Below are 22,471 nucleotides of genomic sequence, written 5' to 3' on the forward strand. Positions count from 1 at the left end.
GACTGAGGGGAACTTTCGGCCGAGGTCTGTCAGGCAGCGTTTGGTCGGCCGGACCCCGCCGTCGTTGGCGGTCATGACTTCACTACTTCGGCTCGTCGACCCCGCCGAGGTCGTCCAGCTCTGCTGGTGACAGCTTGGCCAGTAGCCGGACGGAGCCGGCTGCCGTGCCGTCCAGTTGACCGAGAGCCTCCAGGGCGCCGCGCTGGATCTGATCGCGGTGGTTCTCGATGTACTCACGCACGGCGTCGTCGACGACGTCCTTCTTGGAGGTCCCGAGGAAGTGCGCCGCGTGCGTGATGAGCTTGTCGGTCTGTGCGTCAACCTTGATCGGCGCGTTAGCCATCAGGGCCTCCCTGTTGCGTAGCCAAGGTAGTCCAGTACCAAAGTACCCTAGTATCCGAGTTGCCGCCAGTTGGTTGCGCCGACGGTCACCCGGTCGGTTGTTTGTGGAAGTAGAGGCGGTCGGGGGTGGGGTTGGAGTGGGGGGTGAAGCCGGTGGTGGTGGCGGTTTGGGTGAGGGTGGTGGGGGTGTGGCGGTGGACGTGGATGTTCATGGGGTGGCCGCCGTAGCCGGTGGTTTTGTGGGTGGTGGTGGTGCCTACGTGGAAGCCGATCAGGAGTACGCCGCCGGGGGCCAGGACGCGGTGGAACTCGGCGAAGGCCTGCGGTACGACGTCGCGCGGTAGGTGGATGATCGACCACCAGGCGATCACGCCGCCGACGGAGGCGTCGGGCAGGTCCAGCGCGGTCATCGAACCGACCCGGAAGTCGACCTCGGGATGTGCGGCGCGGGCGACCTTGATCATGCCGGGGGAGAGGTCGATGCCGATCGCGGTCAGGCCGCGGGCGTGCAGCTGGGCGGTGACTCGGCCGGGTCCGCAGCCGGCGTCCAGGACGGGCAGCTCGCGGGACGGCAGGAGGCGGGTGAGGAGGTCGAGGTTGTCGGCCTCCTCCGGCGGGCCTTCCTGGACAAGCTCGGCGTAGGACGCCGCGACGTTGTCGTACGAACGACTGATCTCGCCCAGGAAGTCCATGCCCGCGACCCTAAAGGGCCGCGCCGACAGTTCAGCTCTTGCCGAGTGCCTGCTTCTGGCGGCCCAACCCGTCGATCTCCAGCTCCATCTCGTCGCCCGGCGACAGATACGGGAACCGCCCGGACAGCGCCACGCCTTCCGGCGTCCCGGTGTTCACGATGTCACCAGGGCTGAGCACCATGTACTGCGACAGGTCGCGAATCAACGCCGCGACCGAGAAGATCATGTCCTGCGTGTTCGAGTCCTGCCGTGGCTCACCGTTCACCCACGACCGCAACCGCAGGTTCTGTACGTCGGCAACCTCGTCGGCCGGTACGAGCGCGGGCCCCAGCGGGTTGAACGTCTCGCAGCACTTCCCCTTCGACCACTGCCCGCCGGACACCTCGATCTGGAAAGCGCGCTCGGACACGTCGTTCGACACCGCGTACCCGGCGATGCACGCGAGCGCGTCCGCGTCGGTCTCGACGTACCGCGCCTGCTTGCCGATCACGACCGCGAGCTCGACCTCCCAGTCCGTCTTGACCGACCCGCGCGGCACAAGCACCTCGTCGTACGCGCCGACGACCGTGTTGGGGTGCTTGAGGAAGACGATCGGCTGTTTCGGCGGCTCGGCGCCCGATTCGGCGGCGTGGGCCGCGTAGTTCTGGCCGATGCAAACCACCGCCCCGGGTCGCGCGATCGGCGCGCCGACGCGCAGGCCGGCGGTCTCGGCGACAGGCAGTGCGCCGGCTTCAAGAGCGGTTCGCGTACGCGCGATGCCGTCCGCGGCCAGAAATGCACCGTCGAGGTCGGCCGTGAGTGACGTCAGATCGTGAACGGTGCCGTCAGCGGCGCGTACGTACGGGCGCTCTTCGCCGACCGCCCCGAGGCGGAGCAGTTCCACGGATGTCTCCCTGGGTTCAGTCCTGATCGAAAATTGGACGCAACCGGGAACGGGAGGCCTCGATGTGTGACCGCATCGCGGCGGCTGCTTCCTCCGGGTCGCCCTTGCGGACAGCGCTGACCACTGTCTTGTGCTCTCGCAACGCTTTCGTCGCGATGCCGCCACCGTAGTACAGCCGGAAGAGGTGCAGGTGGCAATGCGTCCGCTGGAAGGACAGCCGCGCTGTCTCGTTCCCGGCCAGTTCGAGTACGAGGTCGTGGAACCGCTGGTCGTGCGCGGCCATCGCCCGGTAGCTCTCGTACGACGGGCGGTCGGGTACATCGGTGTAACTCAGCATTTCGGCCTTCAGCCGGGCCAGGTCCTCGGCGCCGGAGCGCTCCGCGGCACGCGCGGCCGCCCACGGCTCGATGTGCAGCCGGAACTCGAACAGGTCCTCGAACTCGGCGCGGGTCAGCCGCGAGGACACCCGGTACCCGCGGAGTGGCTCCTTGATCACCAGGCCGTCGGACTCGAGCCGGGCCAGCGACTCGCGGATGGGGGTCTGGGAAATGCCCAGCTCGCGGGTCAGCGCGTCGATGTTCAGCCGGGTGCCCGGCTCGACCACGCTGTCCATGATCAGGCCCTTGACCGTCTCGTAGACGTCGTCGCTCAGCACCTGTCGCTGGGGCAGGCGGCTGAGCTGCCCGGCCAGGCCCACATGTGCATCAGTCACCTGTCGCTCCTCCTGGGAACCCATTCTGCCCGACGCGCGGTCCGCCTTGACTGGTCCAGTGTGAAGCGGCAGCATCGAGTTTGCGCAATATCCTATAGGATCTTGGGAGGACTCTGTGGGTACGCCGATCGTCCGCGCCGAGGCCTGGCTGGTCGACCTCGAGGTGGAAACCGTCCGGACCGATGCCGTGCAGGCGTTCCTCAAGCAGGAGACCATCTTCGTCGAGCTCGCGACCGCCGACGGGCTGACCGGCGTCGGCTACTCGTACACGATCGGCACCGGCGGCACCTCCGTACTCGCGCTGCTCCGCGATCACCTGCTGCCACGACTGGTCGGTACGGATGCGCGCAACGTCGAGGCGCTGTGGTCGGACCTGTTCTGGTCGACGCACGCGACAACCGTGGGCGCGATCACCTCGCTGGCGCTGGCGGCCGTCGACACCGCGCTGTGGGACCTGCGTTGTCTGCGAGCGGACGAGCCGTTGTGGCGGCTGGCCGGCGGCTATCGGCAGCAGGTGCCGTTGTACGACACCGAAGGCGGCTGGTTGCAGCTGGCAACGGACGAGCTGGTCGCCGGTGCGCTCGCGTCGCAGCGGGCCGGCTGGTCAGGGGTGAAGCTCAAGGTCGGAAAACCCCACGTACACGAGGATCTGGAGCGGCTTCGCGCGGTTCGGGACGCGGTCGGTCCGGCGATGGACATCATGGTCGACGCCAACCAGTCGATGACGTACGCCGAAGCGCGGCGGCGGGCGGCGGCGTACGAGACCGTGGACCTGACCTGGTTCGAGGAGCCGTTGCCGGCCGATGACGTGACCGGGCATGTCCGGCTGTCGGAGTCGACGTCGATTCCGATCGCGGTGGGGGAGTCGTTGTACTCGGTGTCGCAGTTCCGCGAGTACGTTGCCGCCGGAGGTGCCGGGATCGTCCAGGTCGATGTGGCGCGGATCGGTGGCATCACGCCGTGGTTGAAGGTGGCGCATCTGGCCGAGGCGTTCAATCTCGAGGTGTGTCCGCATTTCCTGATGGAGTTGCATGTGAGCCTGACCGCTGCCGTACCCAACGGCCGGTACGTCGAGCACATTCCGCAGTTGCGGGCGATCACGTCGACCGAGCTGGCTATCGTCGACGGGCACGCGGTCGCACCGGACGTACCCGGTCTCGGTATCGACTGGAACCGGGACGCGATCGACGACCGCAGGGTCGGCTGAGGTTCGGATGAAGGTCGGATGAGGAGAGCCATGGGCAGGGTTGACGCGCATCATCACATCTGGGATCTGACCGTCCGGGAGCAGTCCTGGATGGTCGGTCCGGAGCTGGATCCGATTCGCCGCAGCTTCTCGATCGACGATCTGGTACCACTGGCCGCGACCGCCGACGTCACGGCGACGGTGCTCGTACAGACGGTCAGCCTGCTTGACGAGACCGTCGAACTCCTTGAGGTTGCTGCTGGCAACGAGTTGGTGGCGGGCGTGGTGGGCTGGGTCGATCTGACCGCCGACGATGTCGGTGAAGTGCTGGCTGGATTGCTGGCGCGTCCGGATGGCGTTTATTTGAAGGGCATTCGGCATCAGGTACACGACGAGCCGGATGACAACTGGCTGCTCCGCCCCGACGTACGGCGCGGCCTCGCCGCGGTCGCCGACGCCGGTTTGGCGTACGACCTGCTGACCAAGCCACCACACTTGCCGGCCGCGATCGAAACCGTCCGCAACCTGCCACAACTCACCTTCGTCGTCGACCACATCTCCAAACCAAAAATCGGCGATCCGCTCGAACCATGGGCAACCCAGCTCCAAGAACTGGCCGCCCTCCCGAACGTGACCTGCAAACTCTCCGGCATGGTCACCGAAGCCCCCTGGACCACCTGGAAACCCACAGACCTCCAGCCGTACGCCGACACCGTCCTGAACGCCTTCGGCCCGAACCGAGTCATGTTCGGCTCAGACTGGCCGGTCTGCCTACTAGCCGCGTCCTACAACCAGGTACTCGAAACCGCCGAAACCCTAACCACCACCCTGACCCCCACCGAACAACACTCCATCTTCAAAACCACCGCCACCGACACATACGGGCTGTAAATGGAACTCCGAGTCTCCGACCGCGATCCGGCCGCGTTCCAGCAGCCACTGACAGCTGAGGAGATCGAGGCGGTCTGCCAGCGCGCGTTCGGTCTTGAAGCGGTAGTTGCGGTCGAGCTGGGGTTCGGCGGGTACAACTCCGTGTACCTGGTCGATCTGCGCGGACGGGACGAACCCGTGATCCTGAGGGCGGCGCCGGAGGAGGCGGTGCAGTACGGGTCCGAGCGGCGGCTGATGCGGAACGAGTATGCGACTGTTCCGTGGCTGGCGACGATCGCGCCGTTGATGCCGCGTGTGCTTGCGGTGGACTGGTCACATGAGGTGATCGATCGCGACTGGATGATCCAGACCCGCGTACCGGGCATCCCGGCACCGGAGCACCTCGGCACGTACCCGCGCTCCTGCCGTACGACGTTCTTCCGTCAGCTAGGCGCGATCACCCGGGCAGTACACGACGTACGCGGCCCACACTTCGGCCGAGTCGACAGCACCGGGTACGACTCGTGGAGCGATGCCGTCGTCGCGTCCCTCGCACAAATCGCCGACGATCTGGCGCGCCTGAATCTCGACGCCACAGACGTCCACCGGCTAACCGCCATCGCCCGGCAAAACCACGCGATCCTCGACGAAATCAAAGAACCACGCCTACTCACCGGCGACCTCTGGACTGTCAACTGCCTACTCGTCGCGGACGCCCCCGAGCCACAAATCTCCGGCGTACTCGACTTCGACCGCACCGAATTCGGCGACCCGGCCGCCGACTGGACCATCCGCATGGCCCAGGCCAAACCCGACGAACGCACCTCCTTCTGGGACACGTACGGCACCCCGCCCGAGTCCCCGGCCACCTGGCGCTCCGCCCTCTACGAAGCCCGCCACCTGGCTACCCTCCGCCTGGAACGCCACCGCCTGGCCAACCCCCAAGCCGTCCAATCCACCTACCCCGAAATTGCAAGACTGCTGACGGCGCTCAGCTGAGTGGTCAGCCGCGGCGGCCGGTGCGGGTGGCGAAGTCGTCGAGGGCGGTGATGACCTCGCGCGCGATCCACGCGCGGTCCCGCTTGCCGGTCGAGATCTGCTTCAGGATCTCCGCCTCGACCAATTGATCGACCGCGCGCTGTGCAGCCGGCTGGGAGACATCCAGGTGCTGCTGTACGTGCTTGACGGTAACCGCCGGTTGGCTGAGCAGGTATGAAAGCAGACGACGCGCGGCGGAGCCCTGTCGCGATGGAAGGAGCTGTTGCCAGGTCGAGTAGATCTCACCCAGATCCCCGACCAACCGACGGCCGTTGCCGACAGCAGCGAACGACGCGCGGCTGAACTGCGTGATGATCGCGGTGGGGTCACCATCGCGGTACGAGCCGAGAGCCGCGAAGTACGCCGCGGTGTCGGTCAGAAGGCCGGCGGAAACGGGAACTGTCAGTCGGCGAGTCACGCCGGCCCGGCGCAGCATCGCGTGGACCAACGTCCGGCCGATCCGGCCGTTTCCGTCGTTGAACGGGTGAATCGTCTCGAACTGAGCGTGTGCGATCGAGACCTGGGTGAGAACCGGGATGTCCGTACGCAGGCAGAAGCTGACCAGGTCGTCCATCAACTCCGCGACGCGCTCCGGCCGGGGCGGGACGAAGGTCGCGGTGTGCGGCGTCGGGCCGCCGCCGATCCAGACCTGACCATCGCGAAGCTGACCAGGACGCGCGTACGCCTGGTCGTGCATCAGCGCGCGGTGTGCGGCCAGGATCGAATCGGTGCTGAGATCATCGGCCAGGTCGATCGCCTTCTGCATCGAATCGACGTTCGCGGCGACCAGGCGCGCGTTCTGGCCTGCTGACTCGTTCAGCGCGGCGACGGCCAGTGCCTTCGCTCCGGCGGTGACACCCTCGATCTGCGATGACGATGCCGACTCGGTGCGGAGCAGCACGACGGCGAGCGGGGCGAGTTCGCCATCCGCGCGCGGAAGTGCCGCCGAGAGTTCGGCGTCGAAGCGGGAGATCTCGACCAGCGCGTCCTCGGCCGCGGCGGCGATCTCGCCGGGAATGTCGAAGGCCAGGTCGGTGATCGCCGGCGGGATCGAGGCCAGGTACTGACCCTTGGCCGCGGCGCGCTCACGCCGGGACATCGGCGCGTCCGGCCCGTCCCAAGGGCAGCGCTCCCAGCCGACCGACAGTTGGTTCACCTCAGACACTATATAACTTTATCTACAGAAAGTTATATAGTGATCGGTTCGTCGGGGGTGGGTGGGAGGAACTCGAGGCGGACGCCGAGGAGGCGGATGGGGCGGTGGAGGTCGAACTTTTCGAGGAGGGAGTGGGCGGTGGTGGCGATTGTTTCGGGGTCCTGGGTGGGGGACGGGAGTTTTCGGCTCTTGATGGGGGTGTAGAAGGTGGTGAAGCGGACCTTTACCCAGATGCGTTGGATGGTGCGGCCTTCGGCTACTACGTCGTTGGTTACCTGGATGGCGATGCGGCGTAGTTCGGCGGCGATGGTGGTGGGGTCGGTGAGATCCTCGGGGAAGGTTTCCTCGCGGCTGCGGGAGACCGGTTCGCGGGGGACGTCGGTGACCTGGGTGTCGCCGAGGCCGCGGCCGAGGGCGGCGTACCAGGCGCCCATTTTCGGGCCGAAGCGTTTCTTCAGGAGGTCGACGTCGGCGGCGGCCAGGTCCGCGACGGTGCTGATGCCGAGTTCGTTCAGGTTGTGTTCCATCCGCGAGCCGACGCCCCACAGGTCGCGGACCGGGCGGTGGTCCATCACCTGGCGCCAGTTGGCCGCGGTCAGGCGGTAGATCCCGGCGGCAGTTCCACCGGCTGAGTCGGCTGTACGCGTGGTGGGGCCGGCGGCTTCCGACGGTCCGGTGGTTTCGGACGGTTCGGCGGGTTCGAAGGGTTCGGCGTGGGAGCGTTTGTGTTTGGCGAAGCCGGTGGCCAGTTTGGCGCGGGTTTTGTTGTCGCCGATGCCTACCGAGCAGGTGAGCGCGGTCCGGGCCTCGACGGCGGCGCGGAGTTCGGCGGCGAGGGCTTCGGGGTCGTCGGTCTCGGCGCCGACGAAGCATTCGTCCCAGCCCCAGACCTCGACCACGACCGGAAACGAACGCAGCGTGTCCATCACCTCGGTCGACGCGGCCTCGTAGGTGGCCGGGTCGGACGGCAGGAACACGGCCTGCGGGCACTTCTTGTACGCCGCCCGCACCGGCATCCCCGATCGCACACCGAAGGCCCGTGCTTCGTACGAGGCGGTGGCGACCACCTGTCGCGGCTGGGTCGGGTCACCGGAGCCACCGACCACGACCGGGAGCCCGCGTAGTTCAGGCCGGCGCCTGATCTCGACGGCCGCGATGAACTGATCCATGTCCACGTGCAGGAGCCACCAGCTCATACCTCACAGGTAACCACATCAGCTCGACGCGCTGGAGTACGTCAGCAACCCCCGCCGCCACAGCAAACGAACTAGTGTCAATGCAACTAGTGTCAATGCAACGCCCACGCCGACGGTCCGCCACCCGAGGTCGCCGGCCAACGCCCGTACCGGGAACGTGGTCGCGAACGCCACCGGGAACGCGAACGTCAGGAACGTCCGCACCGCGACCGGGAAGAACACCAACGGATATCGACCCGCCTCCACCAGACTCAGGAACACGAAGCCGATCGGGTTCACCGACTGCAGCCAGAACGCCAGGAACGACATCGCCGACCACACCGCCGTCAGCAACACCAGTCCGCACGCGGCCAGTACGACGGCCTGCACCACCTGCACCGGACCGGGGGTCAGCCGCGACTGCACCAGTCCGATCGCCAGTACCGCGATGCCGCTGGCAACGTTCGTCAGTTCCGCGACGTTGATCCACCGCAGTGTCAGATAGAACTGACTCGACACCGGCCGCAGCAGTACGACGTCCAGCTCGCCTTCGGTCAGGTACGTGGTCATCCGGTTCAGGTTCGGCGCGACGAACGTCGCCATCAGCCCGGTGACGATCTGGAACACCCCGACGAGCGCGATCACCTCCGCCCGCGACCACCCGTGTACCTCCTGGGTGAACCCGAACAGCAGCAACGTCGGTACGATCCCGAGTCCCAACTGCACCAGACCCACGAGCAGCGTGGTCAGAAAGTGCGCCCGGTAGTGCGTCTCGCGAACCACCGCCTGCGCGAAGAACCGCCGCCACAACCGGAGATGCCGCAGCTGCTTGTGCCCCCAGCCCGAGTCAAGCGGCTCCCGTTCCTCCGCCCAAGTGCTCATGCCCCCACCGCCGAGTACGCGCGAAGACCAGCCGACCAGACGACGCGTGCGAGCGCCGCGAACACCACCACGTACCCGAGCTGAATCCCCAGCCCGGCCAGCAACTCGTGCCCGCTCAACTGACCGGCGACGATCTCGACCGGAAACGACACCGTGTACCGGAAGGGCTGATGGTCGACGAAACCGCGCGACCACGCAGGCATCAGCGCCAGCGGTACGACCGCGCCGGACAGTACGCTCGCGATGATCACCCGAGCCTGTACCAGCGCGGTCACGTCATCCATCCAGAACGCCAGCGACGCGATCAGGATGTCGATCGTGAACACCAGCACCGCGCCCAGCCCGATGCTGACCGCGAACAGCGCCCATCGGCCGACGCCGGACGGGAGGTTCATCGATGCGCGGAAGATCCACCAGACGATGCCGATCATCGGCACCAGCGCGAACAGCTTGAGGAACTTCTCCGACAGGTTGTTCGCCACGAACTTGACCAGCAGCGACGCCGGCCGCACCATCCAGCTCGACAGTTTCCCGAGCCGGATGTCCTGCGCCAGGAACCCCGCCAGCCACGACGACGTCGCCATCGTGACGAACCCGAGCAGCACGAAGTACGTGGTCACGTACCGCTCGTCGACCGGCAACTTCGCGCCGTTCGCGAGCGCGGTACGCCAGATCAGCAGCGAGATGATCGGCGTACAGATGTTCGCCAGCATGAAGATGATCCACGCCCCGCGGTACACGGACTGCTGCGCGATGTCGGCCGCGGTCATCCGGCGTACGACGCGGAGGTTCCGCCGGATCGCGTTCACGACGCGTCACCGACCGTGCCGCGGCGCTGGAACAGGTCGCGCATGATGTCCTCGATGTCGGCGTCCGCGACGTCAAGATCGACCAGCGGACCGAGCCGCGTGAGCTGCTCCATCACCACGCCGGCCCGTTCGCGGTCAGCCTCCAGCTTCACCGTCTGGCCATCGACCGAGACCGCGCTGATCCCTTCCAGCCCGTCGAGCCGGGCGCCGTCGACCTCGGTCGCGTACGTGGCCCGGACCAGCTTTCGCGGTTGCGCCGTACGGACCAGCTCGTCCAGCGCGCCGTCGAACTGCAACCGCCCGTGATCGATGATCATCACCCGCGAACACAGCGCCTCGATGTCGTCCATGTCGTGGCTGGTGATCAGGATCGTCGTCCCGCGCAGCCGGTTCACGTCCGCGAGGAACGCCCGGACCCGCGCCTTCGCGACCACGTCCAGCCCGATCGTCGGCTCGTCCAGGAAGAGGATCTCCGGACCGTGTACGAGCGCGGCCATCAACTCGAGCTTCATCCGCTCACCCAAAGAGGTCTTGCGTACCTGCACGTTCAGCAGGTGCTCCACTTCGAGCAACTCGGCCAGCTCGGCGACGTTGCGCTCGAACTCCTTGCTGGACAGGCCGTACATGTCCTTGTGCAGCAGCAGGCTCTCCATCGCCGGCACGTCCCACCACAGCATCGTCTTCTGGCCCATCACGAGCGCGATCCGGCGCAGGTAGTCGTGCTTGCGATCGGACGGCGTGTGGCCGAGTACCTCCAGGTCGCCGGACGTCGTGTAGAGCAGTCCGGACAGCATTTTCAGCGTCGTCGTTTTGCCGGCGCCGTTCGGGCCGAGCAGGCCGACGACTTCGCCACGGTGGATACCGAAGCTGATCCGGTCGACGGCGAGCCGCGTTTCGTACTGGCGCCGGACCAGGCTCTTCAGCGCGCCGCCGAGCCCGGCGCGCTGCTGGTGAAAGGTGTACGTCTTCGTCAGATCATGAGCCGCGATGACCGGCGGCAAGGCGTCAGCAGGCGTCACGGATGATGCACCGCTTTCGAGAGTCGGTTGACTTCGGACCGGGCAGCGTCACCGCGCCAACGGCCACGGTATGCCGGACGGAAAGCGTCGTCCACCGGATTCGAGGGCGGTATCGTGCGCGGGTGGCGGATTTGAGCTTGGAGATGGCGCGGAAGTTGCTCGCGGCGCAGCCGTTCAGCGTGTTGCTCGGGGCGCGGGTGACCGCGTTCGGGGACGGTGGCGCGACGCTGGAGCTCGACGTACGCGAGGAGCTGCGGCAGCAGAACGGTTTCCTGCACGGCGGCGTACTCAGCTACGCGGCCGACAACGCGCTCACCTTCGCGGGCGGGTCCGCGCTCGGCCCCGAGGTGCTGACCGGCGGCTTCACGATCAGCTACCTGCGGCCCGGGAAGGGTCAGCTGCTTCGCGCCGTGGCCAAGGTCGCGTACGCGGGCAGCCGGCAGGCGACCTGCACTTGCGAGCTGACCACGCTCGACGAGGCCGGCGACAGTACCCTGTGCGCGATCGCCCAGGGCACCATCATCGCTCGGCGTTGAAGGAGCAGCTCAGTCGAAGAGGTCGTCCAGAAAGGACTTCTTCCGCTTCTTCTGCTGGTACTGCTGATTGCCGTACCCATGGTTGTCGTACTTGCGATCGTCGTACTTGCGGTCGTCGTAGCGCCGGTCGTCACCGCGGCGCTCGTCGTACCGGCGGTCGTCGCCGCGCCGGTCGTCGTGCTGTTTCGGTGCGTTGTGCCGGAGCTCGGCGTCCACCAGGTGCTCGAGTTCACCCCGGTCGAGAAAGATGCCGCGGCAGTCACCGCACTGGTCGACGGTGACGCCGCTGCGTTCGTACGTTCGCATCAGTCCACGGCACTTGGGACAGGTCAGGCTTTCCATTCGACGACGGTAAGTGACGAATCCACCGTCATCGCTGGCTCTCAGTAAACTCTCAGCAAGTTCCTACTTGAACGCCGTGCTACCTGAACGCCGCCCTACCCGCGCGCCGTCCTACTTGAACGCCGTCCTACTTGAACGCGGCCAGGAACGGCTTCAGGATCGGGCCGGCCGTGTGCGAACCGGACTCGCCGCCCTCGACGATCACCGCGAACGCGACATCGCCGCGGTAGCCCGCCATCCAGGCGTTGGTGGTGACCTTGCCGTTCACGACCACCTCGGCCGTACCGGTCTTCGCCGCGACCGTTCCGCTGCCGGCCAGCACCTTCCCCGTACCGCCGGTGACGGTGGTCCGCATGAACGTCCGCAGCGCCGCGACGGTTGCCGCAGGCAACGGGCTGGCGGCGGCACCGGCGGCGTCCTTGCCCGGTACCAGCACCGGCTTCATCGCGGTGCCGTGGTCGACCGTGGCGGCGACCAGCGCGATCGCCAGCGGGCTCGCGGTGACGGTGCCCTGGCCGATCATCGACGCGGCTTCCTCGACGTCGTCCTTCGGCATCGGCACCTGGCCACCGTACGCCGACAGGGACAGGCCCAGGTCGCGGCCGATGCCGAACATCGACGCGGCCTTGGTCATCCCGTCCTTCGGCAGCCGCCCGTGCTGCGAGATGAACGCCGTGTTGCAGGACTCGTTGAACGCCTTCTGCATGGTGCCGGCGCCGTACGCGGCCAGCGCGTCGTAGTTCTTGAAGGTCTTGCCGAACACGTTGATCGTGTCCGTACACGGCAACTGGGTGGTCGTGCTCTCACCACTACCGAGCAACGCCGCCGAGGTGACGATCTTGAACGTCGAACCCGGCGCGTACCGGCCTTGGAACGCGCGGTTGTAGCTCGTCGGGTCCGGGCCGTTCGCGGCGGCCAGGATCTGGCCGGTCGACGCCTGCACGGCAACCAGCGAGGCCGGCAGCTTGCTGGTCGCGAGCGCGGCCTCGGCGGCCTTCTGCATGTTCGTGTCGATGGTGGTCTTCACCGGCTGCCCGGCGGTGCCCTTCTGGGTGAAGACGGTCTTGATCGTCAGCTTGGTCTTGCCGTCCCGGAGCGCGACGGTGCCACCGGGCGTACCGGCGAGTTGCTGCTGGAACGAGTACTGCAGGCCCGTCGTCCCGACCTGGTCCTGGGCGGACGCGGTCGGGCCGGCGTTCTTGAGGGTGTCTTCGGTGGCGGTCTTCATGGTGCCGATCAGCGAGCGCGCGAAGTTCGCGGTCGGTGGCAGCGACTGCGTACCGCCCATCGTCAGCACGCCCGGGAGCTTGGTCATCGTCGGCCGGAGCGCCTCCCACTCCTCGGCCCGGATGGTGATCGCGTCGACGAACTCACCGGCCGGCGCGGCCTTCGCGCGGGCGGCCAGCTTCGCGGCGTCGACGTCCAGGTACTTCGCGAACGCCGCGTACGTCGCCGGGGTCGCCTTCGTACCCGACGCGACGCCGACGATCACGACCTGCCGGTTCGCGGTCAGGGCGACACCGTTGCGATCCAGGATCGACGCCCGGGCGGGCAGCGCGCGGACACGCTTGAGGTAGTTGTTGTCGCCGAGACCGGGGTAGATGGTGTCGCCGGAGGCCTTCACCTTCCAGTTGTCGCCGGTCTTCACGGCGGCCGCCGTGCTGGTCCACTTCATCGTGCCGATGCCACGGAGCTGTGCCTCAACGGCCAGGTCCTGCGTGCAGTTGTTGTCGTCGCTGCACTTCGGGTCGCCCTGTGGCGTCACCGTCACCGTGCTGGTCACCAGCGCGCTGTCGACATCGTCGAGCCGCTTGGCGAACACGGTCGGGTTGTCGGTGAGCGCGCCGGCCGCGTCCGGTTTGCCGTTCGGCGCCCAGGCTTTCACCCAGGCGTCGGCGAACTGCTTGATCACGGCGCCGGACGCCTGCTGCTCGCTGTTCCCTGACTTCCCGCCGGATTTGCTGTCGGAACAACCGGCGGTGATCAGCAGGCTACTCAGGCAGACGATCGCAGTGGTTCGCTTCACGTTCCCAACTCTCGCACGACGACGGATGGACACCTTGCACCTACTGGGCACAGTCTTCGGCGTGTGGCTACCTCACCACGAGGGCGAAACTACTCAACCCGCCCAAGTGAGAGGGCGTCTGACACCCTCTTGGACGCCGCCGCCTGCTCAGGAGTTGCCTCGGAGCCGAAGCGTGAATCGGGACCAAGACGTTCGGTGAATCGGCGTATTCTGCACGTTTGTGAACCGCCTTGCTCTGCACAGCCGCCTGATTCCCGGGACCGAAGAGGCCTACGAGATCGAGCACGCCCGTGTCTGGCCGGAACTCATCACCGCGATGAACACGGCCGGCATCAGCGACTGGTCGATCTGGCGCAGTGGCCGCGACCTCTTCCACCTGGTCGTCACCGACGACTTCGAGGCCGCGCTCGCGTACCTGCGCGACGACCCGACCGACCAGCGCTGGCAGCAGCACATGAGCCAGTTCGTGGAAGGTTTCGCCGCGAACCCGGACGGCGTCGCGGGCCAGGCCCTCCGTCATGTCTGGACAATGAGCGAGCAGACCGACTAGCACCCGGGCCCACTGGTCCCCCGGCCCCGGTCAGTACATCTCCCAGACCAGGACCTCGGCTCCGGCCGGGCCCGCGGTCACCCGCTCGCCGCCGGAGCCGGTGAGGCGTACGGCATCCGCCGCCGCGAGCTCGCCCGCGCCCTCGAGGACTGCCGTTCCGGCGGCCAGGAACAGGTGCAGATGCGGCGCACCCGGAAGCTCGATCGACTGACCTGGAGCGAGGCGCGCGACGGACAGCCCGGCGGCCGGCTGATTGAGCCGGATCGCCGCGGCCGACGCGTGCTTGGTCAGACCGGACGCGACCGGGATCAATTCACCGGTACTCAGATCCAGCTCGGCCTGCTCGTAGGACGGGGTCAGATCGAAACGGTCCGGGCGTACCCACATCTGGACGTAGTGCACCGGCTCCGCACCGTCGTTCCACTCGGAGTGGCGAATCCCGGAGCCGGCCGACATCCGCTGCGCGAGCCCCGGATGTACGACGCCACTGTTCCCCTCGGAATCCCGATGCGCCAGCGCACCGTCAAGCACCCAGGTCACGATCTCCAGGTCCTGATGCGGATGCGGTTCGAACCCCGTACCCGGTGCCACCGTCTCGTCGTTGTGCGCGACCAGGAAGCCGAACCCGACATTCGCCGGATCGTAGAACTCCCCGAACGAGAACGAATGCCACGAGTCCAGCCACTCACTCGCGGTCCGGAACCGCTCGTCCGCCCGGTGTATCTCCACGAGGTACAGCCTACGAAAAACGGACTGCGCCGCTCGGTGGGCGGCGCAGTCCGGTCTATGGAGTGGACGTTTGATCAGCCGGTCGGGTTCCCGTTGTCGGAGCCGAGGGTGGCGCTGATCGACTGCGACTTGCCGCCGCGGGTGACGGTGAGCTTCACCTGGTCGCCCGGGCGGTGCGAACGGACCGCGGCGACCAACGCGTCCCCTGACGCGATCGCCTTGCCGTCGACGGCGGTGACCACATCACCTGACCGCAGACCGGCCTTGTCCGCCGCACCGCCGGACGTAACCTCGCCGAGGCGTGCTCCGTTGCTGAGCCCGTCGGAGGACTGCGCGTCGCCGACCTGTACGCCGAGCCGTGCATGCGTGGCCTTGCCCTTGGCCACCAGCTCGTCGATGATCGGCTTGGCCTGGTCGATCGGAATCGCGAAACCCAGGCCGATGTTCCCGCCTTCGGATTGTCCCGATCCGCCGGCGGTTTTGATCGCGCTGTTGATACCGACCACCTGGCCGGCGAGGTCGATCAGGGCGCCGCCCGAGTTTCCGGGGTTGATCGCGGCGTCCGTCTGGATTGCTGGGAAGACCGTCGTGCTGTCCTGCTGCTGGTCGCCGGAGGTGACCGGGCGGTTCAGCGCCGAGACGATACCGCTGGTGACGGTCGCCTCCAGGCCGAACGGTGAACCGATCGCGACCACGCCCTGCCCGACCGCGAGCTGCCCGCTCTTGCCGAGCGTCGCCGGGGTCAGGTCCGTCGCCTGGGCCTGGATGACGGCCAGGTCGGTGAGCGGATCGGTGCCCTTGATCGTGGCCGGTACCGTCCGGCCGTCGTTCAGTATCACCGAGATGGTCGCGCCCTGGCCGGCACCCGCCACCACGTGGTTGTTGGTGACGATCAGGCCGTCCTTGCTGATCACGATGCCGGAGCCGGTGGCGGCGCCCTGGCTGGTGGCGACGGCGATCTTGACCACGCTCGGCAGTACCTTGGCCGCGGCGCTCTGCACCGAGCCGTCCGGAGCCGCGGCGGGTGCCGCCTGGTTGCCGTTCAGCGGGGCCGTCACCGACGGCGAGTTGGTCGAGGTGTCGTTGGTGGCGGAGTACACCGCCGCGCCGCCGACGCCGCCGGCCGTACCGACCAGGAGCGCGGTCAGCGCGACCAGCGCCAGACCGGTCCGCCGCTTCGGCTTCTCCGCGGTCGCGGTGCCCGGTCCGCCTGGTCCACCCGGTCCGCCCGGCTGCTGTGGTCCGAGGGGCCAGCTCGGGCCCGGAGACGTCCCCTGATGCGTCCCCGGCGCGCCGAACTGTGGGTACCCCCCGCCACCGGCGGGGGGTTGACCCGGCCGCTGCCCCAGCGGCTCCGAGTCCGGCCGCGGCTGCCCGTACCCGCCCTGCGGCGCGTACTGCTGCTGCTGGTGCTGCCCATACACCGGCAACTGCTGCGTCCGCTCCGGCCCCTGCGGTCCCTGTGCATTCTGGCCGGGCTGGTTTGGCTGCTGCGGCTGGTTCTCGGTCATGACGAGTACTTTGTCGGCCGGACCTGAGAGCCCCCTGAAGATCCGCTCGGAGAGACCGAAGAACTCCATGAAGATCCTCTGAAGGACCTGTCAGGTTCTCCTCAGCGAGTCAGCGAGTCAGCGGGTCTGGGTCGCCGCGTGCGGCAGCCACAGCGTGAACTGAGCTCCAGAGCCCGGGACGTTGCGGGCGTAGATCATGCCGCCGTGCTGTTCGGCGGCGTGTTTGACGATGGCCAGGCCCAGGCCGGAGCCGGGGAGGCCGCGGGCCTCGCTGGAGCGGTAGAAGCGCTCGAACACGTGTGGGAGGTCCGCCTCGGCGATGCCGGGGCCGGAGTCGGTCACCGTGAGTACGCCGTCCAGCAGGCGCACGGTGACGTGTCCGGCCGGCTGGTCGTCGGTGTGTTGGGCCGCACCCGCGGGGACGCTGTACTTCGCCGCGTTGTCCAGCAGGTTCGTGACGGCGCGTCCAAGCAGCCGCTCGTCACCCCAGACCGGGAACGGAGTGAGTTGCACGTCCCACTCCAGTCCGGGTGCACGGCGGCGTACCTTCATCACCGCGTCCTCGACCACGTTGGAAAGCTCGATCAGCTCCGCGTTGCGTACCTGCGGGGTGTCGCGCGCCAGCTCGGTCAGGTCGCCGATCAGCGTGGTCAACTCGTCCATCTGCGCGCGTACGTCGTCGAGCAGCTGCTGGCGATCCTCCGGCCGCAGTCCGCCGCGCTTGTCCGCCTGGGCGAGCAGGTCGAGGTTGGTACGGACACTGGTCAGCGGCGTACGCAGCTCGTGCCCGGCGTCGCCGACCAGCCGCCGCTGGCGGTCCCGGGACTGTGCGAGCGCCCCGAGCATCGCGTTGAACGCCATGGCCAGCCGGGAGATCTCATCGGTTCCACTGACCGGGATCGGTTTCAGGTCTTCGGTACGCGCGACGTGCTCGGCCGCACCGGTCAGCCGCGCCAACGGCCGCAGACCGGACCGCGCGACCGCGTTACCCGCCAGCGCCGCACCGATCACACCGATCAGCCCGAACGCCCACAGCACGATCCCCAGGTTGTGCAACGTCTTGTCAATCGGCCCGAGCGACTGCGCGACCACCAGGGCACCGGGCTGGAGATAGTTCTCCGGTTCCGCGTGGCAGGCCTCGCTCAGGGTCGGCGGACAGTACTTGGCCGGGACGGCGACGACGCGGAAGTGCGTGCCGGCGTTGCGCAGGCCGACGGTCCGCAGGCTTGCCTCGTTGCCCTGGGCTCTCGCGATCTGGAGCTCGTCGTCGCCCATCGGCGGCAGCAGACTCTTCGGCGGCCCGAACTTCTCGCCGTCCGCGCTGATCACGCCGACGCGGATGTCGCTCAGGCCGAGCGCGTCGGAAGGGACGCTCTGCAGGATCGTGAGGTCCGTCAGGACGCCCTTCTGCGCCGCCTGGACCGCGCGCTGGGTCAGGCTGTTGTCCAGGTTCTGGTACATCTGCTGGCGCACGGTGACGTACGCCGCGATGCTCACGATCGCCACCGCCAGGCCGACCGCGACGGCCGCGAGCAGCGTTACGCGGGCGTGCAGGCTCAGCTTGTGGAGGGTTTCGTTCCACCAGGTCTGGGTCCGGGCAGCCGTCGCCGCCACCCGGTTGCCGTTGCCGTTGCCGTTGGCAACAGGCTGCGCGGGCGGGGGTGATTGTTGCGGCTGTTGCGGTTTCGGCCCACCGGTGTACGACGGGAAGTCCTGCGGGTGCTGCTGACTCACGGCGGCGTGTCCCTCAGCACGTACCCGATGCCGCGGACGGTGTGGATCAGCCGCGGCAGACCGTTCACCTCGGTCTTCCGGCGCAGGTAGCCGATGTACACCTCGAGTGAGTTCGCGGTGGTGGGGAAGTCGTAGCCCCAGACCGCATCCAGGATGACGGCACGCTCCAGCACGCGACGTGGGTTGCGGATCAACAGCTCCAGCAGAGAGAACTCAGTACGGGTCAGCTGGATCGCTATGTCGCCACGGTGCACCTCATGCGCGTCCACGTCGACAACCAGGTCGGCGTACTGCAGTACCTCGCCGCGCTGGCCGCCCTCACCAGGAGCAGCGCTGCGGCGCAGCAGCGCGCGCAGGCGGGCCAGTAGCTCCTCCAGCGCGAACGGCTTGGTCAGGTAGTCGTCACCGCCGGCGTCCAGGCCGTCCACCCGGTCCGCCACCGCGTCGCGCGCGGTCAGTACCAGGATCGGCACATTGTTGCCCGCGGCCCGCAGCGCCTTGGTGGTCTCCAGACCGTCCAGACGCGGCATCATCACGTCCATCACCACAACGTCCGGCTCGACGTTGCCGATCACCGCGAGCGCCTCGGCGCCGTCGGACGCGGTCACCACCTCGAAGTCGTTGAACTCCAGCGAACGACGCAACGAGTCCCGGACCGCCCGGTCGTCGTCCACCACCAGTACCCGCATCGTCTGCCCCGCTCCGCTCGAAGTTCCGCCACCGAGCGTAGGGCGCTTCTGTGAGAATCGCCTGAGAACCCGCTGATGGCTCGCCCAACAGCCTATTGGGGCTTGCGGCGGGAGATCGCCACCCCGGCCAGACACAGCGCGCCGCCGGCCAGTGCCAGCGGAGCGGGCGCCTCGGACAGCAGTAACCAGGCGAGCAGGATCGCCACGACCGGTACGGCGTACACGGTGACGCCCATCCGGCCGGCGCTGGTACGGCGGAGTGCGAAGGCCCAGGTGGTGAAGCCGAGCGCGGTGGGGAACGCGGCCAAGTACACGATCCACCAGATGGTCGCTGTGCTTGCGGTACGGAGCTCAGTGATCAGTGTGGGTGCGAAGGGGAGACACAGGACCGCACCGATCGTGCAGGCGAGCCAGGTGACCTCAGCGGCGGGCAGGCGGCTGAGCAGTGGCTTCTGGCTGACCACGCCGACCGCGTACGAGATCGCTGCGATGACACAGAGGATGACGCCCCACGTCTCGGCGCGGCCGCTGGAGGTCGACGTACCGATCACGACGACCCCGGCGAACGCGACCAGGCCGCCCAGTACCAGCTGCCGCGGGAAGCCCTCGCCCAGAGCGACGCCGGCGAGTACGGCGATCAGCAGGGGCGCGATGTGGACGAGCATGGCGGCTGTACCGGCGTCCAGTCGGCGCTCGGCCTCGTTGAGCGTCACGTTGTACACGCCGAACCAGAGCACGCCGCAGGCGAGCAGCGGCAGCCAGTCACGCCCGACCGGCCAGCGCCGCGTCGCGGCCGGAGTGGGTTGACGCTGGGTCCGGGTAACCAGGCGCTGAGTGGCGAGGGCCCGAGTGAACAGGGACCGGGCGAACAGGGGGCGGATGAACAATAGGGCGCCGAGGAAGAGGCTGCCCAGTGCTAGCCGCGCCAGTGACAGCGGGCCGGCGGAGATCTCGGTGCCGAGGTGCCGGATGGCGACGAACGACGAGGCCCAGAGGACGACCGTGACGGCAGCGGCCGCGGTGGCGAGACCGGGCCGGGGCGGGGCTTCGGTGGAGGTTGTCATCCTCACTACAGTAGAAATGCTGACAGCAGATCTCCATGGCGATCCGGAGCCTGGGATCGGGTTTTGCTTACCGAAACGAGAAATCAAGTGCTGGATGACCTCAATACTCGAATCCTCGAAGAGCTGACCGCCGATCCCCGGCTACGAACCACCGAGCTGGCCCGGCGGCTCGGGGTCTCCACCCCGACGGTGCGCGAGCGGGTCGCGAAGCTGGAGGAGTCCGGGGTGATCCGCGGGTACCGGCTCGACATCGACCCGGCCGCGCTCGGCCGTCCGGTCGCGGCCTGGGTCCGGTTGCAGCCGGGTCCGGGTCAGGTGAGCCGGATCGCGGAGCTGGCCCGGAGGACTCCCGAGGTGGTCGAGTGCCACCGGATCTCCGGCGAGGACTGCTTCCTGATGCGTGTCCAGGTCGCCGAGATCGCCGCCCTGGAAAGCGTCCTCGACAAGTTCCTGCCGCACGGCCGGACCACCAGCTCGTTCGTCGTCTCCACCCCGGTGCCGCCGCGACCGGTGCCACTACGCGGACCTGAGGCACTCACCAACACCGCGTAGCCCGGCGGTTCGCCGCCTGGCGCTGGGGCGGGCGGCGCGGGGTGGGGGACTTGGTGAGTGGTGGGGGTCCGCACCTGACCACCACCTGAAGTGGTCCACATCACTACTCTGGTGGCGATAGTGACGTTTCCGGAAGGACCACCATGGCTGTCCGCAGAGTTGCCCTGCTCACCGCCGGCGGGCTCGCGCCCTGCCTGTCGTCCGCCGTCGGCGGACTGATCGAGCGCTACACCGAAGTCGCGCCCGACGTGGAGATCATCGCCTACCTGAACGGGTACCACGGCCTGCTCAGCGGCCGGTTCCTGGAAGTGACGCCGGAGGTACGGGAGCAGGCGTCCCTGCTGCACAAGTTCGGCGGCAGCCCGATCGGCAACAGCCGGGTGAAGCTGACCAACACCGCCGACCTGGTCAAGCGCGGCCTGATCCAGGACGGCCAGAACGCGCTCCAGGTCGCCGCCGAGCGGCTGGTCGCGGACGGTGTCGACGTCCTGCACACCATCGGCGGTGACGACACCAACACCACCGCCGCCGACCTGGCCGCGTACCTGCAGGAGCACGACTACGACCTGACCGTGGTCGGCCTGCCGAAGACCATCGACAACGACGTGGTCCCGATCCGGCAGAGCCTGGGTGCCTGGACCGCCGCCGAGCAGGGCGCGATCTTCGCCCGCAACATCATCGCCGAGCACAGCTCGAACCCGCGGATGCTGATCGTGCACGAGGTGATGGGCCGCAACTGTGGCTGGTTGACCGCCGCCACCGCGCAGGCGTACCAGCAGTGGGTCGACGAGCAGGAATGGAACCCGGGCATCGGCCTGAGCAAGGGCGGCTGGTCGGTGCACGCCGTGTACGTGCCGGAGGCAACGATCGACCTGGACGCCGAGGCGGAGCGGTTGCGCAAGGTGATGGACACCGAGGACTGCGTCAACATCTTCCTGTCCGAGGGCGCGGGCGTGCCGTCGATCGTGGCCGAGCTGGAGGCCCGCGGCGAGGAGGTCGGCCGGGACCCGTTCGGGCACGTCAAGCTGGACACGATCAACCCGGGCGCCTGGTTCGCGAAGCAGTTCGCGGAGCGGATCGGCGCGGAGAAGACGATGGTGCAGAAGAGCGGGTACTTCAGCCGCTCCGCCGCTGCCAACGACCGGGATCTCGCGCTGATCAAGGAGTGCACCGACTACGCCGTCGACGCCGCGTTGCGCGCCGAGTCCGGCGTGGTCGGCCACGACGAGGAGCGTGGCGACGAGCTGCGGGCGATCGAGTTCCCGCGGATCGCCGGCGGCAAGGAGTTCGACCCGACCGTCGACTGGTTCGTGACGCTGAAGTCGCAGCTCGGCCAGGCCTAACCGCCCAGAACTAACCGCCCAGCCCCCTGCGTGCATTTGAGAGGCGAACCTCTCAAATGCACCCTTCACCACCCGGATGCGGGTGGTGAAGGGTCCATCGCAGGGGTTCACCCCTGAAATGGCGGTGGGTGGCAGCGGGGTGGGAGTGCTGCCGTGGGGGCGGGGGTCAGTGCAGCTCGGCCTTCTCCGGGAGGATGGCGTTGATGATCATGCCGACAACGCTGATGATCAGGGCGCCCCAGAGGGCCGGCCAGAAGCCGGCGACGTGGAACTGGACGTCCAGCTTGCCGGTGATCCAGGACGTCAGCCAGAGCATCACCGCGTTGATCACGAAGGTCAGCAGACCCAGGGTGAGGATCAGCAGCGGGAAGGACAGCACCTTCACCACCGGCTTCACGATAGCGTTCACGACGCCGAAGATCGCGGCCACGATCAGCAGCGTCAGCACCCGGCGGCCGGTGGTCGCGCCTTCCAGGGTGATACCGGACACCAGCCAGCTCGCCACGGCCAGCGCGACCGCGTTCGCCAGCAACCTGATGATCAAGTTCTTCATACTCTCGATCCTCCCACTTGAGCGGTAGTACCACTCTCCGTACACACCCTGGTGCGACCCTTACTACCCTCCCTCTCC

The 22,471-nt window shown here is 67.8% G+C and carries 24 protein-coding genes; 7 read left to right on the forward strand and 17 right to left on the reverse strand.

The features are described 5' to 3' along the window. Positions 1-82: 82 nt before the first annotated feature. From HDA44_RS27160 to HDA44_RS27175, 4 genes are all read right to left on the reverse strand, one after another. Positions 83-343: a hypothetical protein gene (locus HDA44_RS27160; protein ID WP_202887589.1), complete on the reverse strand. Its 261-nt coding sequence runs from the start codon at positions 341-343 to the stop codon at positions 83-85. A gap of 85 nt (positions 344-428) precedes the next feature. Next, the gene (locus tag HDA44_RS27165; RefSeq protein ID WP_184839146.1) at positions 429-1,034 is read right to left on the reverse strand and encodes a class I SAM-dependent methyltransferase; all 606 of its coding nucleotides are present in this window, start codon (positions 1,032-1,034) and stop codon (positions 429-431) included. Between the two features lie 31 nt (positions 1,035-1,065). Continuing rightward, the gene (locus HDA44_RS27170; protein ID WP_184839148.1) at positions 1,066-1,917 is read right to left on the reverse strand and encodes a fumarylacetoacetate hydrolase family protein; all 852 of its coding nucleotides are present in this window, start codon (positions 1,915-1,917) and stop codon (positions 1,066-1,068) included. Positions 1,918-1,933: 16 nt separating this feature from the next. Then, positions 1,934-2,629 carry a GntR family transcriptional regulator gene (locus HDA44_RS27175; RefSeq protein WP_319038730.1) on the reverse strand — a complete coding sequence of 232 codons (696 nt, stop codon included), beginning with the start codon at positions 2,627-2,629 and terminating at the stop codon, positions 1,934-1,936. Between the two features lie 115 nt (positions 2,630-2,744). On the opposite strand from HDA44_RS27175, the gene HDA44_RS27180 reads away from it, so the two are divergent. Genes HDA44_RS27180 through HDA44_RS27190 form a run of 3 tightly spaced genes read left to right on the forward strand, consistent with a single transcriptional unit; the run spans position 2,745 to position 5,684 of the window. After that, entirely contained in the window at positions 2,745-3,836 is a 1,092-nt protein-coding gene (locus HDA44_RS27180) for a mandelate racemase/muconate lactonizing enzyme family protein (RefSeq protein ID WP_184839150.1), read from the forward strand. A gap of 30 nt (positions 3,837-3,866) precedes the next feature. After that, a complete protein-coding gene (locus HDA44_RS27185) occupies positions 3,867-4,706 on the forward strand; it encodes an amidohydrolase family protein (protein ID WP_184839153.1) in 840 nt (279 codons plus the stop codon). Next, a complete protein-coding gene (locus HDA44_RS27190; protein WP_184839155.1) occupies positions 4,707-5,684 on the forward strand; it encodes a phosphotransferase family protein in 978 nt (325 codons plus the stop codon). Between the two features lie 4 nt (positions 5,685-5,688). On the opposite strand, the gene HDA44_RS37590 is transcribed toward HDA44_RS27190, so the two are convergent. The 5 genes from HDA44_RS37590 to HDA44_RS27215 are packed head-to-tail and all read right to left on the reverse strand — an operon-like array spanning position 5,689 to position 10,764. Next, positions 5,689-6,888, reverse strand: coding sequence for a Fic family protein (locus tag HDA44_RS37590; RefSeq protein ID WP_202887591.1), 1,200 nt, complete (start codon positions 6,886-6,888; stop codon positions 5,689-5,691). Between the two features lie 23 nt (positions 6,889-6,911). Beyond that, the gene (locus tag HDA44_RS27200; protein WP_184839157.1) at positions 6,912-8,075 is read right to left on the reverse strand and encodes a DNA polymerase IV; all 1,164 of its coding nucleotides are present in this window, start codon (positions 8,073-8,075) and stop codon (positions 6,912-6,914) included. An 18-nt stretch (positions 8,076-8,093) separates the two neighbouring features. Further along, positions 8,094-8,936: an ABC transporter permease gene (locus HDA44_RS27205; protein WP_184839159.1), complete on the reverse strand. Its 843-nt coding sequence runs from the start codon at positions 8,934-8,936 to the stop codon at positions 8,094-8,096. Then, a complete protein-coding gene (locus HDA44_RS27210) occupies positions 8,933-9,745 on the reverse strand; it encodes an ABC-2 family transporter protein (RefSeq protein ID WP_184839161.1) in 813 nt (270 codons plus the stop codon). The genes HDA44_RS27205 and HDA44_RS27210 overlap by 4 nt, the downstream gene beginning before the upstream one ends. Further along, complete coding sequence (locus tag HDA44_RS27215; protein WP_337906470.1) at positions 9,742-10,764, reverse strand: ABC transporter ATP-binding protein; 1,023 nt, start codon at positions 10,762-10,764, stop codon at positions 9,742-9,744. Before HDA44_RS27215 ends, HDA44_RS27210 begins: the two co-directional genes overlap by 4 nt. Before the next feature lie 122 nt (positions 10,765-10,886). Between HDA44_RS27215 and HDA44_RS27220 the strand changes: the two genes are divergently transcribed. Further along, positions 10,887-11,300 carry a PaaI family thioesterase gene (locus tag HDA44_RS27220; RefSeq protein ID WP_319038723.1) on the forward strand — a complete coding sequence of 138 codons (414 nt, stop codon included), beginning with the start codon at positions 10,887-10,889 and terminating at the stop codon, positions 11,298-11,300. Between the two features lie 9 nt (positions 11,301-11,309). Here HDA44_RS27220 and HDA44_RS27225 read toward each other — a convergent pair whose 3' ends face one another. Continuing rightward, on the reverse strand, positions 11,310-11,642 hold the full coding sequence (locus tag HDA44_RS27225; RefSeq protein WP_184839163.1) for a TFIIB-type zinc ribbon-containing protein: 333 nt from the start codon (positions 11,640-11,642) through the stop codon (positions 11,310-11,312). Between the two features lie 127 nt (positions 11,643-11,769). Further along, entirely contained in the window at positions 11,770-13,668 is a 1,899-nt protein-coding gene (locus HDA44_RS27230) for a penicillin-binding transpeptidase domain-containing protein (protein ID WP_184839165.1), read from the reverse strand. 220 nt (positions 13,669-13,888) lie between these two features. Here HDA44_RS27230 and HDA44_RS27235 point away from each other — a divergent pair, with 220 nt between their 5' ends. After that, entirely contained in the window at positions 13,889-14,218 is a 330-nt protein-coding gene (locus HDA44_RS27235) for an L-rhamnose mutarotase (protein WP_184839167.1), read from the forward strand. A 30-nt stretch (positions 14,219-14,248) separates the two neighbouring features. Here HDA44_RS27235 and HDA44_RS27240 read toward each other — a convergent pair whose 3' ends face one another. From HDA44_RS27240 to HDA44_RS27260, 5 genes are all read right to left on the reverse strand, one after another. Continuing rightward, positions 14,249-14,947, reverse strand: coding sequence for a pirin family protein (locus tag HDA44_RS27240; RefSeq protein WP_337906471.1), 699 nt, complete (start codon positions 14,945-14,947; stop codon positions 14,249-14,251). A 74-nt stretch (positions 14,948-15,021) separates the two neighbouring features. Further along, positions 15,022-16,527 (reverse strand): S1C family serine protease, encoded by a 1,506-nt coding sequence (locus HDA44_RS27245; RefSeq protein ID WP_238352561.1) that lies wholly within the window; start codon positions 16,525-16,527, stop codon positions 15,022-15,024. Between the two features lie 48 nt (positions 16,528-16,575). Beyond that, a complete protein-coding gene (locus tag HDA44_RS27250; protein WP_337906472.1) occupies positions 16,576-18,192 on the reverse strand; it encodes a sensor histidine kinase in 1,617 nt (538 codons plus the stop codon). Then, positions 18,189-18,881, reverse strand: a complete 693-nt coding sequence (locus HDA44_RS27255) for a response regulator transcription factor (protein WP_184839169.1) — start codon at positions 18,879-18,881, stop codon at positions 18,189-18,191. Before HDA44_RS27255 ends, HDA44_RS27250 begins: the two co-directional genes overlap by 4 nt. Positions 18,882-18,973: 92 nt before the next feature. After that, positions 18,974-19,945, reverse strand: a complete 972-nt coding sequence (locus tag HDA44_RS27260; RefSeq protein ID WP_184839171.1) for a DMT family transporter — start codon at positions 19,943-19,945, stop codon at positions 18,974-18,976. Positions 19,946-20,032: 87 nt separating this feature from the next. On the opposite strand from HDA44_RS27260, the gene HDA44_RS27265 reads away from it, so the two are divergent. Beyond that, positions 20,033-20,497 carry an Lrp/AsnC family transcriptional regulator gene (locus tag HDA44_RS27265; protein ID WP_184839173.1) on the forward strand — a complete coding sequence of 155 codons (465 nt, stop codon included), beginning with the start codon at positions 20,033-20,035 and terminating at the stop codon, positions 20,495-20,497. Between the two features lie 143 nt (positions 20,498-20,640). Continuing rightward, positions 20,641-21,840 (forward strand): pyrophosphate--fructose-6-phosphate 1-phosphotransferase, encoded by a 1,200-nt coding sequence (locus tag HDA44_RS27270; RefSeq protein WP_184839175.1) that lies wholly within the window; start codon positions 20,641-20,643, stop codon positions 21,838-21,840. Between the two features lie 166 nt (positions 21,841-22,006). Here the strand turns inward: HDA44_RS27270 and HDA44_RS27275 are convergent, their stop codons facing one another. Continuing rightward, positions 22,007-22,393 carry a phage holin family protein gene (locus tag HDA44_RS27275; protein ID WP_184839177.1) on the reverse strand — a complete coding sequence of 129 codons (387 nt, stop codon included), beginning with the start codon at positions 22,391-22,393 and terminating at the stop codon, positions 22,007-22,009. Between the last annotated feature and the right edge of the window lie 78 nt (positions 22,394-22,471).

The sequence above is a fragment of the Kribbella solani genome, assembly GCF_014205295.1.
GTDB lineage: Bacteria > Actinomycetota > Actinomycetes > Propionibacteriales > Kribbellaceae > Kribbella > Kribbella solani.